This is a genomic window from Exiguobacterium sp. s194 (genome assembly GCF_018618275.1).
Classification (GTDB): domain Bacteria; phylum Bacillota; class Bacilli; order Exiguobacteriales; family Exiguobacteriaceae; genus Exiguobacterium; species Exiguobacterium chiriqhucha.
In genome coordinates this window covers 87948-101496 of record NZ_JACSLT010000005.1, presented here as the reverse complement: position 1 = coordinate 101496, position 13549 = coordinate 87948, and the positions used below count along the sequence as shown (strand labels likewise).

The following is a 13549-nucleotide window of genomic DNA, read 5'->3' as shown; positions in this document are numbered from 1 at the left end:
TTCGCCAAAAAGGTTGCTTTACGGCGAAGCATACGTTAGAGTAATTCGTATATTTATAAATACAGATGAATAATTATGTATAAGGGGTGTAAGGAAATGAAACAAAAACTCATATTAGCTTATTCAGGTGGACTTGATACATCGGTCGCAATCAAATGGTTGGATGAACAAGGGTATGACGTCATCGCCTGCTGTTTGAACGTCGGCGAAGGAAAAGACTTGGAACGCATTCAACAGAAAGCACTCAAAGTCGGGGCCGTCAAATCGGTCGTCATCGATGCGGTCGATGAATTCGTCAACGATTTCGCCCGTTACTCGATGCAGGCACATACTATGTATGAAGGCGTCTATCCGCTCGTCTCTGCCCTATCGCGCCCGCTCATCTCGAAGAAGCTAGTCGAGGTCGCACAAGCCGAAGGTGCCATCGCCGTCGCTCACGGATGCACGGGGAAAGGGAACGACCAAGTCCGGTTCGAAGTGTCGATCCATGCGCTCGATCCGTCGCTTGAAATCATCGCCCCGGTCCGGGAGTGGAAATGGTCGCGGGAAGAAGAGATCGCCTATGCGGCCGAGCACGGTATCCCAATCCCAATCGTCCAAGAAGAACCGTTCTCGATCGACCATAACATTTGGGGCCGGGCTGTCGAATGCGGCATCCTCGAAGACCCTTGGGCCGCTCCACCAGCGAGCGCCTATGAATTGACGGCGCAACTCGAAGACACACCGAACGAACCGACCTATGTCGAAATCGAATTCAACGCCGGTGTACCGGTCGCCATCAATGGACAAGCGGCGACGTTCACAGCCATTCTTGAGCAGTTGAACATCGTCGCCGGGGCCCACGGCATCGGGAAAATCGACCATATCGAGAACCGGGTCGTCGGCATCAAATCGCGGGAAGTGTACGAGGCACCGGGCGCGATGACGCTCATCACCGCACACCAGGCGCTCGAGGCGCTCACACTCGTCCGGGAAGTCGCCCATTTTAAACCGATCGTCGAACAGAAGTTGACAGAGACGATTTATAACGGTCTCTGGTACTCACCATTGACGAAAGCACTCCTCGCCTTCATCGATGAGACGCAACAGACGGTGACCGGTACGGTCCGGATGAAACTATTCAAAGGACAGGCCATCGTCGACGGACGGAAGTCACCGATCTCGCTCTATGACGAGCACCTCGCGACATACACGTCAGCCGACACGTTCGACCAGCAAGCGGCCGTCGGCTTCATCAAACTTTGGGGGCTGCCGACGAAAGTGCAAGCGGAAGTGCTCGCAGAGAAAGGAACGATGGTGCATGAGTAAACTATGGGGCGGCCGGTTCGAACAGACGGCCAGTGAATGGGTCGACGAGTTCGGGGCCTCGATTCATTTCGACGCCCAGCTCGTGTTAGAAGATATCGAAGGGAGCATCGCCCACGTGACGATGCTCGGGGAGCAACATATCTTGACGACGGACGAAGTCAAGCAAATCGTCGCTGGTTTGAAGACGCTAGCCAAGAAGGCACAAGCGAACGAATTGACGTTCAACGTCTTCCATGAAGACATTCATATGAACCTCGAGGCGTTGTTGCATGAAGAGATCGGGTCGGTCGCTGGCAAGATGCACACGGCCCGCAGCCGGAACGATCAGGTCGCGACCGATATGCACCTCTATTTGAAGCGCCGCGTCCTCGAGACAATCGAAGGGATTGAAGCCGTGCAGACGGCACTCTATGACCACGCCGCTCAAAACGTCGAGTCGATTATGCCGGGCTATACGCACTTGCAACGGGCCCAGCCAGTCTCGCTCGCCCATCACTTGCTCGCTTACTTCTGGATGCTCGAGCGCGACAAGGAGCGTTTCAGTGACAGCTTGAAACGGATCGACATGAGCCCACTCGGTGCCGGGGCTCTCGCCGGGACGACGTTCCCGATCGACCGCCACCGTTCGGCCGAGTTGCTTGGCTTCGCAAACGTGTATCCGAACAGCCTGGACGCCGTCAGCGACCGTGATTTCATCTTGGAATTTTTATCGAACGCGTCGCTCCTCATGATGCACTTGTCACGGTTCTGCGAGGAGTTGATTCTTTGGAGCAGTGAAGAGTATCGGTTCATCACGATCTCTGACGTGTTCTCGACGGGATCGAGCATGATGCCTCAGAAGAAGAACCCGGACATGGCCGAACTCGTCCGCGGGAAGTCGGGACGGGTCGTCGGCAATCTGATGGGGCTGCTGACCATCATGAAAGGCTTGCCGCTCGCCTATAACAAAGACCTGCAAGAAGACAAGGAAGGCATGTTTGACACCGTCAAGACGCTTCAAGGGAGCCTCAGCATCATGGCCGGCATGATTCAAGACATGACGTTCCACACGGACATGATGAAACAAGCGACCGAGCGCGATTTTTCGAACGCAACCGAGCTCGCCGACTATTTGACGGCGAAAGGCATGCCTTTCCGGGAGGCGCATGAAGTGACGGGGACACTCGTCCGATACTGTATCGATCATCGTCTGTATTTGGCGGAGCTGCCGATTGAGACGTATCATGCCCACTCTGGATTGATTGAACAGGACGTGTACGAGGCACTCTCTCCGGTGACGGCCGTCAAACGTCGCAACAGCTACGGCGGAACAGGGTTCGACTCCGTCCGTACGCAATTGAGCGAAGCAAAAGCCAAGTTACCGACCAACGTGTAACGAATAAATCAAAACAAGCGTCCGTTCCGCGAGGAATGGACGCTTGTTCATGTTGATGACTCCGTTGATTACAATTGTTCACCATTCGATGTGATCACTTGCTTATACCAATCAAATGACTTTTTCTTCTTTCGCTCGAGCGTGCCGTTGCCATAGTCGTCTTGATCGACATAGATAAAGCCGTAACGTTTTGACATCTCCGACGTACTTGCGCTGATGAGATCGATGCATCCCCAGCTCGTATACCCGATCAAGTCGACACCTTCTTCAATCGCTTGTCCCATTTGCTCGATATGGGCCCGCAAGTATTCGATCCGGTAGTCATCGTTGATTGTACCGTCTGCTTCGACGACATCGTATGCGCCCAATCCATTCTCGACGATGAACAACGGCATCTGATAACGGTCATACATCTTCTTCAAGGTGATGCGTAACCCTTTCGGATCAATCTGCCATCCCCAATCGGACGCCTCCAAATAAGGATTCTTGATGCCACTGAAGAAGTTTCCTTTTTGTTTCGCCTTCTCAGGGGCACCGCTGGCGACCATCGACATATAATAGCTGAAGGAGATGAAGTCGACGGTGTGGTGTGACAAAATCTCTTCATCTCCTGGCAGCACTTCAATCGAGATATCATGTTTGTCGAAATAGCTTAACATGAAGCTCGGATAATATCCGCGCGCTTGCACGTCGGTAAAGAACAAGTTCTTTTGATCTTCTTCGAGCGCAGCTAACACATCGTCTGGATTACTCGTTTCCGGGTACACTTCCATTCGGGCGAGCATACAGCCGATTTGCGAATTTGGAATGATCTCATGACATGCGCGTACGGCACGAGCACTCGCCACGAATTGATGATGAAGCGCTTGGTACACAGTCGCCTCCACATTCTCGACGCGATCGACTAAAATCCCACTCCCGATGTATGGTGACATCGTCGAGACGTTAATCTCATTGAACGTCAGCCAATACTTTACTTTATCCTTGTAACGAGTGAAGACGGTCTCTGCGTAATGGACAAACAAGTCAACGAGCCGACGGTCCGCCCAGCCGTTATATTTTTTGACGAGTGTGAGCGGCAATTCATAATGCGACAATGTCACAAGCGGCTCGATCCCGTACTTGAGCAGCTCATCAAAGACGCGGTCATAAAACGCTAGCCCTTCTTCGTTTGGTTCGAGCTCATCCCCGTTCGGGAAAATCCGAGGCCATGAAATCGACATCCGGAACGTCTTAAAACCCATCTCGGCGAAGAGAGCGATGTCTTCTTCATAGCGATGATAAAAATCGATTCCGCGACGTTTTGGGAAATTCGCCCCATCATCAGCCGCTAACAGTCGCTCAAGTTCGGCTTCACTCTTCACGTCCATCTCGATTTCAGCTGTACGCGCTTCTTTAGGGACGAATGTCACCATATCGAAAATGGATAGACCTTTCCCTCCTTCTTTGTAAGCTCCTTCTAATTGATTGGCCGCCGTTGCGCCACCCCATAAAAAGCCTTCTGGAAATCGATGTGTACTCATATGTAATACTCCTCTCTTCATTGAACACTTTTTAAATACGGTCTAGCAGTCCATGTTCGAACCTGTAACCGTTTGCATTTCTGCTTGCTTGTAGTGTACTCATTCCCATTCGGATTTTTTTGTACTTATTTATCATTTTTAGTAGATTTATAATACAATTTGCAGATACACCTAATCGATAGGAGAGATGATTTGATGGATGTGAATCAGAGAGACACGAATCAGGATTACACGTATTGGTGCCGGTTGTTGCATCAGACTACCCATCTTTCCGTGTTATTTTACAATGACCGATTATCGTTACAGATGGCGTATCCAGAAACATCATTCATTCCCCCTTCTTTACGTCAACTTCTGGAGCGGTTAACTCTCTTAAATGAGCCTTCTAACATACCGGTTTGGCGTCGTCTCAATTCGAACGAACAGGTCGTGACGTTGGTCATCACCGACAACGAGCAGCCGATTGGCCTTTTCATTCTCGGTCCGTGTCTGGATTCGGCAGAAGTGGAACCGAACAGTTTTACGAATGGCTTGCCTGTTTTTTCGCGACAAGACCTACTGCATGTAGCCGTGCTCGCGACCTCGATTTTGACTACGAGACGACTCTCTACGTCCGATGTCGTCCTAGACGAGGATTCGTCCAAGCGTCGCACGACAACCGAGGATACGAAAACCTATGAACGAGAGCTGTTTAAAAACAGACAAGACATTGCATTCCACGCGACGTATCAATCGGAACGGATGACGTTACGGTGTGTCAAGGAAGGTCAGAAGGAAGAGTTACTTCAGCGACTGGCATCACCCGACCGAGATGGACGAATCGGGGTGCTCTCCAAACAGAGCACTTTGCGAAATGAAAAAAACCTCCATATTTCTACCATCACGTTAGCGACACGTTATGCGATTGAAGGAGGACTTCATCCGGAAACGGCATATACGATGAGCGATCACTATATCCAAGGGGCCGAAGAACTTCGAACGATTGAAGCTGTACAACGTTACACCAAAGAGGCGTTATGTGAATTCACGGATCAAGTCAACAAATCAAAACAGCTTCGACATAGCGCCCCAATCATCAAATGCCAGTCGTACGTCTTTAAACATCTGTATGACGCCATCTCCTTACAAGACGTCGCTCGATTCGTGAATCTTCATCCCAACTATTTGTCGTCCCTGTTTAAGAAAGAAGTCGGGCTTTCGTTCACAGAGTATGTGTTGCGAGAAAAAATAGCGGAAGCCAAAAAACTGTTAAAGTACACCGATTCCTCTCTTTCTGAAATTTACACATGGCTTAATTTCCACGACCAGAGCCATTTCACAAAAGTCTTTAAAACCTACACGGGCACGACTCCCAAACAATTCAAGCAACACGAGCACATGCCAACGATGTGAATTTGAATCTCCAACATATGGAATTAGTTTCACGCTCAACGTTAAAAATGTCCGTAGGCGTAAAAACATCCTCAATACGCCGAGGTTTGGAGTGTCTGCCTAAAGCTGAATTTGTAGGCTCAAGCTGTATACGACCAGGTACTTAGTTTAGTACTTGCCAACTTCTTACGATGATGTTAACCTAACTTTAGTCAACGTTAACAGAAAAGGAGTTTACATTGTGAAAATTCATGATATGACACAAATTGCTATCGGTGCCGCGCTGCTCGCTAGCATCGGTTCGATTGCCATCCCAATCGGTCCGGTTCCAATTACCCTACAAATGCTCGGTATCATGACGGTCGCTTCCGTCCTAGGTGCCAAAAAAGGCGGGCTCGCCGTCGTCGTCTATCTCTTGCTCGGCTTAATCGGCCTTCCAGTACTCAGCGGTTCGGGCGGACTTGCCCCGTTCGTCGGTCCGACGGTCGGATACTTGCTCGCCTTCCCAATCGCGGCCTTTTTGATTGGCTGGTCATCGGAACGGCATCGTTCGTTCCCTGCCTTCATCGGCTACAACGTCTTATTTGGACTCGGTCTTGTCTATTTGCTCGGCAGTCTTGGCTTGCAAGCCGTGTTTGGCATGACGTTCATCGATGCGCTCAAAGTGAACATTCCGTTCATCATCGGCGACTTAATCAAAGCAGTGTTGGCGGCAGCTATCGCTTATAAAGTGTCCACCAACCCTCAAATGCGCAAAACCCTCGCCTCTTAAAGGTTCAAACGTTTCAGCGGAAAGTATAGGTGGAACGTATATAGTATGGAAGGGGGTGTCCTTATGAGCGATTCGACGTTTAAAAAACGTTTGGCTAAAGCGACCCATCGCTTTCCGAAAGGACAACGACGCGGGAAAGACGAGACGCGGCACGAGAAGCGCGATATCGAGGCGTTCGAACGACGTCTGCGGGAAGCGAAAAGTAAAGTCGGAGAGATTCAAGAAAACATTGACCATATTGCCAGACGTTAAAACCTCGTCCTCGGACGGGGTTTTTTACTGTGCTGAACTGGTTAAGAATGCTTGGTACGTCGCATCGATCGAATAGCCTTAGTATATCCCCACAAACAAACCCCCGTCCGTAGACGAGGGTTTGGGATCACTTCGAACGCGGTCGGATGAACAGCGCGACGATGAACGAGAGCGCGAGCACGACGAGCAGTCCGAGCGAGATATCGTTATAACCGAGCAAATTGAGGGCGACACTGATGGCGACGGCGACATAGAAGCCACCGAGCGCCTTTTTGACGAGTTGCGAAGTGAACCGCTGCAACTGTTTCGCCCCAATCGGTGAACCAATCATCGCACCGGCGATGAGCGCCAAGCCGTGCCAATAGTTCGCATCGGCTCCGGCGACGGCATAGTTGATCACGCCCGAGACGACGATGAGGAACGCCGCGGCGATACTCGTCCCGACGGCCCGTTTCATCTCGGTGTTGAGTAACTTAACTTGAAGTGGCGTCAATACGAACCCACCGCTGACACCCATAAGTGACGAGATGAATCCGCCGAACAACCCGATGAACCCGAGGCGTGGGACCGACTCCGAACCGACGCTACCCTCTTCGTGCTGTTTCGACCGGAAGAACGAGACGGCGAAATACGTCAACAGTGCGATATAGGCGAGCGAGATGACCGGCTTCGCGCCGTCGAGTGTCTCTAGATAAAATACGAGCGGCGTCGCCACCCACGTCCCGACGACCCCGAACGCGCCAATCAAGAGGGCGTGTTTCGGATTGACGTTCTTTAATTTGATGTGGGAGATCGTGCCGGCCGTCGTCGACCCGAGCGTGAGCATGAGACTGAGGGCGATGGCCGCGCTCGCCTCGTATCCGAAGACGAGCAAGAGCGGCGTGAGTAAAATCCCGCCCCCGATGCCGAAGAATCCGCTCAAAATTCCGATGAGCGTTCCGAGCAAAAGAAACGATAGTAATGCTGTGACGTCCATGAACAAACCTTCTTTCTTTCCTTTTCATAACTAATCATAACAAAAAAGGAGCGCATGTTGCGCCCCTCACTTACAACACACGCTCTAAAAATTCGAATACCGTCCGGCGATATTCGGTTTGGAACGAGCGATGCGACTGCACGTGCCCATCATTCTCGGTCACCCACAGTTCGACATCCTCGCCGGCTTTGGCCAATTGCTCGCTCTCGCTTACGGGAATGGCATCGTCACCTTGACTATGAATCAATAACACCGGTGCATCGATTTGGGCCATATCGTCAATCGGTTTGACCACATCCGCGTCGAGCCCCGTAAACCAAGGCGTCACTGTCATGATGACCGGTGTGAACGGGAAGTTCGGCAAATCGCTCCATACCGGCAGATTCGTCTCGAGATAGCCGCGGAGGTCACTAAACGGGCTATCGGCGATGACGGCGGCGACATCGGTCTCGTCAGCCGTCGCGAGTGCCGTCGCGGCACCCATCGAAACACCATATAAGACGATGGGCCCGTCCGAGCGCTCTTTCGCGTAATCGATGGCGGCAGCAAGGTCAGATTGCTCCTTCGCCCCGACCGTCACGCGATCCCCTTCTGAAATTCCGGAGCCGCGAAAGTCGAACGTCAAAAACTGATACCCTTGCTCATGGAATTCCGGAATCAATTCTTTGAGCGGCAAATCGGATTGTTCACGATTCTTCCCGTAGCCATGCGCGAAGACAATCGTCGCACGCGGCGTCGGGTGCGGGATCCACCAGCCGTATAAATCCTGTTGATCCTCTGATTCGATCGTGATGTTCTCATACTTGACGCCTAGCGTCTTCGGGGTGAACGTCAACGTCTCCCGTTCAGGTGACGTCAATTGATCCCCGATGTGGGCCGAGATGCCCACGACGGCAAGAAACGCGACGAGAACCAACACCCCGACGGCGATTCCCATATATTTGACCCAGCGATTCATCGCAGTGCCCCTCTCCTAAGTATAGTTCGCATCAGCCGTCTCACCGGAGCCAGCTCCGTAAGGCGACGAGCGCATGTTGCACCGGCTCCCACGTCTCAGACGGGATGACGTAACATGTCGCCTCATGAATCGTGAACGTCTTGACGTCGGCCCGTTTGACAATATTCTCGCCAATGGCACCGAACGGGTCACTGTTGACGTCGGTATGCTCGAACGACTTCCACACCCGTTGACCGTTCTCCACTAACGCACATTCGAACGGCTTCACCGGACCCTCAATCCCGTATTCGGCATAATGCCATAACGTTGTCGCATCGAGCGGCGAACCGAGATGTAATATTTTCGCATCGCGGTCAATCATCCGTTCAATCGGCGATCCTGGCCCGAAGCCGACGTCGAGCGTATGTCCAGCCACGATGTGTTCGGCGTCCCGTCCCCACGCGGCGACCGACCACATCGGGTGATCGCTCCGGAACACTTCCGGATACGAGCGGAACAGCTCTGGGACACGCCCCATCCCTCGGGTCGCTGTTTTCGCCGGGTCATACGCTGGCATCTCATCACGGATGGTCTGCCACCATTCGACCGGGACCGGTGGGGCTTCCCATTCAGCGGGATTTGAATTATCCCCGCTCTGGGTCGCCATCATGATGAGCCCGTCCGGTCCGACCGCTTCTTGGAGCGCCTCGATGACCGTCTGGGGCCCGCCGCACACCCAGCCAAGTTTTGATAGCGACGTGTGGACGAATAGTGCGTCCCCTCGTCGAATGCCCGCCTCTTGCAGATGGGCCACTAACGTTGTTTTCGTTTCCATATGTTTCATCGATCTCACTCCACGATGAGCTGGATCGTTGATCCGCTCCTTGATTTCTTGACTTCAATCCGGGCGTCGACCCGGTCTTTCAATTCTTGGACGTGGCTGATGACCCCGACGAGCCGGCCGCTCGATTGCAGCGACATGAGCAATTCAATCGCTTGATCGAGCGATTCGGCGTCGAGCGTCCCGAAGCCTTCATCGATCAGCATCGTCTCGAGACTGACCCCACCACTCAACTGCTGGACGACCTCGGCCAATCCGAGGGCGAGCGAGAGCGATGCCTTGAACCCTTCGCCGCCCGATAAGTTTTGGACCCGGCGTGACTGGCCGGTATAGGCGTCAAAGACTAATAATTCGAGACCGGACTTGGCATTTCCTTTCGCCGTCTCAATTTTTCGCTCTAATTGGAACTGTCCGCTCGTCATTTGATCGAGATGGACGTTGGCCGCATGGAGAATTTGATCGAAGAACGCCGTCTGCACGTACGTCTCGAACGTCAATTTTTGCGGATTCAGGCCCCGTCCGGTGTCGGCAATCAATTTGACCGTCTCCAGATTCCGCTGATCCTCATCCGTCTTCTCCCGTAACGCGTTCCATTCGGCGACGATGTGACGATGGCGTTTCAATTGTCCGTCCGCCGTCACGAGTTGTTCGGACAGCGTTTCGAACGAACGGCCCTCTTCGTGCAACTTCTCCTGGAGCCGTTCAAGGTCTGGTCGCGGACGGTCCCCGATTTTCTCGTTCAGCGCCTTGACGGCGTGTTCGAGCCGGAAACCTTCCTCAAGCTCAGTCGCTTGGCGCTCGCGTAGTTCGGGCAGTTGCTCGACGCGCAAGCGATACTCCTTGAACACAGCTTCAGTCAACTCAATTCTCTCGAAAGCGGCCTCCAGTTCAGCCGTCGCTTCGGAAAGACGAGCATGTTCGAACTCGAGTTGTTCGCCAAGGAGACGGAGTCGCTCCGCTTCCCCCCACTTCAATCGATTCAATTCTTCAAGCCGACGTTCATACGTCTCCACGTTTCGTTCGATGTGAGCGAGTCGCGTCGCGAGCTGATTCCGCTCGGTCTGCAACATCTCTAACGTCGTCCCATCCGGTTGACGCATCGACTGAAGCTTCTCTTGGACAGTTTGGAGCTGTTCGAACAACTTCTGTCGTTCTTCAGCCTGCACACGCTTCGCCGTCTCGAGTTGCTTCAATTCGGTTGTGGTCGACCGCAGGAGACGCTCCATCCGTTGTCGTTCTTCGGCTTCTTGACGCAACTGACGGATGCGGGCGTCTTGGTGTTGCATCGCAGTGTCAGCCGCACCATCGAGCTTCAACTCAAGTCGAGCGAGATCGCGTTCACGGATCAGTTCATCGAGTTGGCGTTTGAGCGCCCGATAATCCGCCCGAGCTTCATGGAGGTCGGCCTCAATCCGTTTCAGTGTCTCAACGGCTGAGCGATGACCGGCTTGGTCGATGGACGTCCCCGTTCGCTCGACGTGTCCGTGGGTCAATGAACCGCAGACCGGACAAGGTTCCCCCGCTTCGAGATGCTCGCGTAGCGTGTCGGCCATGAGCGCATGCTCGGCCTCGACGAATTGGTCGACCTGTTTCGTCTGGGCGGTGAATTGTCGTTGGACTTCCTTCCCGTTGCGTTCACAGGCACCGAGTCGTTCCGTGACCTCTGCCACTTTCGACTCGAGTCGAACCTGATGTTGGAGCTGACTATACAGTCGTTCGGCCTCGACGAGTTGGTCTGGGGCCGGTGCGTGTTCCAGTTTAGCCGCAAGTTCGCCTTCGGTCGCTTGGAGCTCCTGGAGACGCGCTTCTTCTGAGAACAGACTGAGCGGCTCCAACCGGCGTTTCAAGTCATCCCGACGTCTAGTGGCCCGGTGCCATTCATCGACATAGGGCAACATCTCGTCAATCGCATTGACGCGACTTGTGGCTTGGTCTGCCTCCTGGCGCATGGTCGTGATGGCCTCTGCTTCTGACTTCAACTCCTCCAACTGTCTCGTGTAGCCTTCGTCTCGTTGACGGGATACATCGCGTTCACGGGTCAACCGTTCGATATCATGACGCACCGTTTCGGTACGTTGATAGAGCGGGCTGACGCTCGCCACTTGTTCAAGTCGCAAGATGAGCGCCTGGCGTTCTTCGCGTGCTTGTGCCGCTTGGCGGAATGCTTGGAGCGCGGTCGCGCGCACGTCCCGCTCATCCATCAACTCGGCGAGCGCGGTCGCCTGATTCACTTCTCGGCGCAGCGTCTCGAGTCGTTCCTCACCAGTCCGGCGCTGAGTCTGTAACGTGTCCCGCGCCGCCAAGAGTCGCTCCTCCCGGGCGTCGAGCCACGTCACGATTTCAGGCAAGTTGCGGGTCGACATGTCCTCGACGGACTCGTCTTCGAGTTCCAACAGTTTTAAACGCGTCGTCTCGACCGCCCATTCGACTCGTTTGCGGTACTTGCCGTAACGTTCGATCCAATCCTCCTGAAAGGCGCGGTACGCCTCCGTCTTGAAGATTGATTGCAGAATCTGTTGCTTCTTCGTCGAATCGGAATCGAGGAGCTGACGGAACTGGTTCTGCGGCAACAGCAAGATTTGACTGAACTGCTCATAGCTTAGCTGCAACAACGATTCAATCGTCTGTTCGACGTCGTTCACTTTCGTTGCCAACGGTTTCCATGTTTCTTTCCATTCATAGAGCACCGCCTCGTGCGGAATCGGCGTCTTGTTTTTCGGATGCGGTTGTTGCGGCTGACGAACGATCCGATACCGTTCATCACGAATCGTGAACGTGAAGTCGATTTCAGTCTTCCGTTCCGGGTCCGCATATTGGCTTCGGAAATCGCTGGCGTTCCGGAGTGCCCCGCTGGCCCGGCCATAGAGTGCGAACGTCATCGCGTCAAAAATGGTCGTCTTTCCGGCACCGGTCCGGCCGCTGATGACGAACATCGAACGTCCTTCAAGCTGCGTAAAATCGATTTGTTCCGTCTCGGCGTAAGGACCAAAGGCGGTGATGGTTAATTGTTCCGGTCTCAAATCGATTCCTCCCCTTTTAAGAAGCGTTGCACCGTCGCATCGACATCGCGGCCGTGGACGGCTTTAAAGAAGTCCATATATACATCCTCGACCGATTGCCGCTCGAGCTTCTCACGTTCGAAGCGGGACGTCTGGTCTTGGCGACGCAACAACTCGAGTTCGAGGTGTAAGATGTTCGGATAGACGGTCCGTAATTTCGCCATCGGGTCGAATAACGCACGTTCATCGGTCAAGACGATTTTCAAATAGTCGTCGACGGCCTCATCTTGATAAAACGACGGGTCGAGTAGCTCGTTCAGCGTCCCGGTCAAAATGCGCAAATCTCGTCGCGCTTTTAGCGGGCGCCGACGGCGTGTCCATGTCCCGTCCCATTCGATGACGTCGACCGATTTCACATGGGACGCCTCGGAGAACGAATATTTCATGAGCGAGCCGCTGTACGCAACCCGGTCGTCGCGGATGGCGTCACGGTTATGCAAGTGTCCGAGTGCCGTATAGCCGAACGGCGCGTATAGTCCTTTGGCGACTTGCCCTGCCGTCCCGACGGACAGCTGCCGTTCGGAATCGGTCTCGAGTCCACCGGCGACGAAACTGTGGCCGACGGCGACCGCACGTGCCTCAATCGCCCCGTATGAGTCGATGACTGCGGCGAGTGCGTCATGATGGGTCCGAATCGACTCGTCGCCGAACGCATAACGGATGCGCGCCGGCTCAAGGAACGGCATCAAATAAAATGGGATGTCGTTCACGACAATCGGCCCTGTGCCCGGGTCAACCTTCCCGACGATATGGAGACCGACTTTCGTCAATAGTTTGGAGCTGTATTGGAGCCGCTCGGCCGAATCATGATTGCCGGCGATGGCGAGCACGGGGATGCCCCGCTCGAGGACGAGCGCGCGCCACATCTCATCGAGCAGATCGACGGCCTCGACAGGAGGCACGGCCCGATCATATAAATCACCGGCGACGACGATGGCATCAGGCTTCTCCTCGTCGACGATGTGTAAAAAAGACTCAAATAAAATGATTTGTTGTTCTTCTGTCATATGGCGGCCGTGGACGATTTTACCTAAATGCCAATCGGCCGTATGTATCCATTTCATGCGACTTCACCTCTGATTCCATTCTAGCATTATTCCGGTGTACGATTCGACGTCTTGACACTTGTTTTCGA

At 53.5% G+C, this 13549-nt stretch carries 11 protein-coding genes; 5 read left to right on the top strand and 6 right to left on the bottom strand.

Annotated elements, in window-relative coordinates:
- Positions 1–96: 96 nt before the first annotated feature.
- Positions 97–1308, top strand: a complete 1212-nt coding sequence (locus tag KNP85_RS07535; protein ID WP_214714819.1) for an argininosuccinate synthase — start codon at positions 97–99, stop codon at positions 1306–1308.
- On the top strand, positions 1301–2683 hold the full coding sequence (argH, locus tag KNP85_RS07530; protein ID WP_214714818.1) for an argininosuccinate lyase: 1383 nt from the start codon (positions 1301–1303) through the stop codon (positions 2681–2683). Before KNP85_RS07535 ends, argH begins: the two co-directional genes overlap by 8 nt.
- Before the next feature lie 68 nt (positions 2684–2751).
- Here argH and KNP85_RS07525 read toward each other — a convergent pair whose 3' ends face one another.
- Positions 2752–4206 (bottom strand): glycoside hydrolase family 1 protein, encoded by a 1455-nt coding sequence (locus KNP85_RS07525; RefSeq protein WP_214714816.1) that lies wholly within the window; start codon positions 4204–4206, stop codon positions 2752–2754.
- 195 nt (positions 4207–4401) lie between these two features.
- Here KNP85_RS07525 and KNP85_RS07520 point away from each other — a divergent pair, with 195 nt between their 5' ends.
- The 3 genes from KNP85_RS07520 (at position 4402) to KNP85_RS07510 (ending at position 6601) form a co-directional block, all read left to right on the top strand.
- On the top strand, positions 4402–5598 hold the full coding sequence (locus KNP85_RS07520) for a helix-turn-helix domain-containing protein (RefSeq protein ID WP_214714814.1): 1197 nt from the start codon (positions 4402–4404) through the stop codon (positions 5596–5598).
- Positions 5599–5818: 220 nt separating this feature from the next.
- A complete protein-coding gene (locus tag KNP85_RS07515; RefSeq protein ID WP_214714812.1) occupies positions 5819–6349 on the top strand; it encodes a biotin transporter BioY in 531 nt (176 codons plus the stop codon).
- Between the two features lie 63 nt (positions 6350–6412).
- Complete coding sequence (locus KNP85_RS07510; RefSeq protein ID WP_021067555.1) at positions 6413–6601, top strand: hypothetical protein; 189 nt, start codon at positions 6413–6415, stop codon at positions 6599–6601.
- 127 nt (positions 6602–6728) lie between these two features.
- Here the strand turns inward: KNP85_RS07510 and KNP85_RS07505 are convergent, their stop codons facing one another.
- From KNP85_RS07505 to KNP85_RS07485, 5 genes are all read right to left on the bottom strand, one after another.
- A complete protein-coding gene (locus tag KNP85_RS07505; protein ID WP_214714809.1) occupies positions 6729–7577 on the bottom strand; it encodes a sulfite exporter TauE/SafE family protein in 849 nt (282 codons plus the stop codon).
- A gap of 70 nt (positions 7578–7647) precedes the next feature.
- Positions 7648–8535 carry an alpha/beta hydrolase gene (locus tag KNP85_RS07500; RefSeq protein WP_214714807.1) on the bottom strand — a complete coding sequence of 296 codons (888 nt, stop codon included), beginning with the start codon at positions 8533–8535 and terminating at the stop codon, positions 7648–7650.
- Positions 8536–8575: 40 nt separating this feature from the next.
- Positions 8576–9358, bottom strand: a complete 783-nt coding sequence (locus KNP85_RS07495; protein WP_214714805.1) for an AAC(3) family N-acetyltransferase — start codon at positions 9356–9358, stop codon at positions 8576–8578.
- A 5-nt stretch (positions 9359–9363) separates the two neighbouring features.
- Complete coding sequence (locus KNP85_RS07490; RefSeq protein WP_214714803.1) at positions 9364–12375, bottom strand: AAA family ATPase; 3012 nt, start codon at positions 12373–12375, stop codon at positions 9364–9366.
- The gene (locus tag KNP85_RS07485; protein WP_214714801.1) at positions 12372–13478 is read right to left on the bottom strand and encodes an exonuclease SbcCD subunit D; all 1107 of its coding nucleotides are present in this window, start codon (positions 13476–13478) and stop codon (positions 12372–12374) included. The genes KNP85_RS07490 and KNP85_RS07485 overlap by 4 nt, the downstream gene beginning before the upstream one ends.
- Between the last annotated feature and the right edge of the window lie 71 nt (positions 13479–13549).

Coding starts and splice junctions, on each gene's coding strand:
- KNP85_RS07535 (WP_214714819.1), top strand. CDS start 97: ATGAAACAAAAACTCATATTAGCTTATTCAGGTGGACTTGATACATCG.
- argH (WP_214714818.1), top strand. CDS start 1,301: ATGAGTAAACTATGGGGCGGCCGGTTCGAACAGACGGCCAGTGAATGG.
- KNP85_RS07525 (WP_214714816.1), bottom strand. CDS start 4,206: ATGAGTACACATCGATTTCCAGAAGGCTTTTTATGGGGTGGCGCAACG.
- KNP85_RS07520 (WP_214714814.1), top strand. CDS start 4,402: ATGGATGTGAATCAGAGAGACACGAATCAGGATTACACGTATTGGTGC.
- KNP85_RS07510 (WP_021067555.1), top strand. CDS start 6,413: ATGAGCGATTCGACGTTTAAAAAACGTTTGGCTAAAGCGACCCATCGC.
- KNP85_RS07505 (WP_214714809.1), bottom strand. CDS start 7,577: ATGGACGTCACAGCATTACTATCGTTTCTTTTGCTCGGAACGCTCATC.
- KNP85_RS07500 (WP_214714807.1), bottom strand. CDS start 8,535: ATGAATCGCTGGGTCAAATATATGGGAATCGCCGTCGGGGTGTTGGTT.
- KNP85_RS07495 (WP_214714805.1), bottom strand. CDS start 9,358: ATGAAACATATGGAAACGAAAACAACGTTAGTGGCCCATCTGCAAGAG.
- KNP85_RS07485 (WP_214714801.1), bottom strand. CDS start 13,478: ATGAAATGGATACATACGGCCGATTGGCATTTAGGTAAAATCGTCCAC.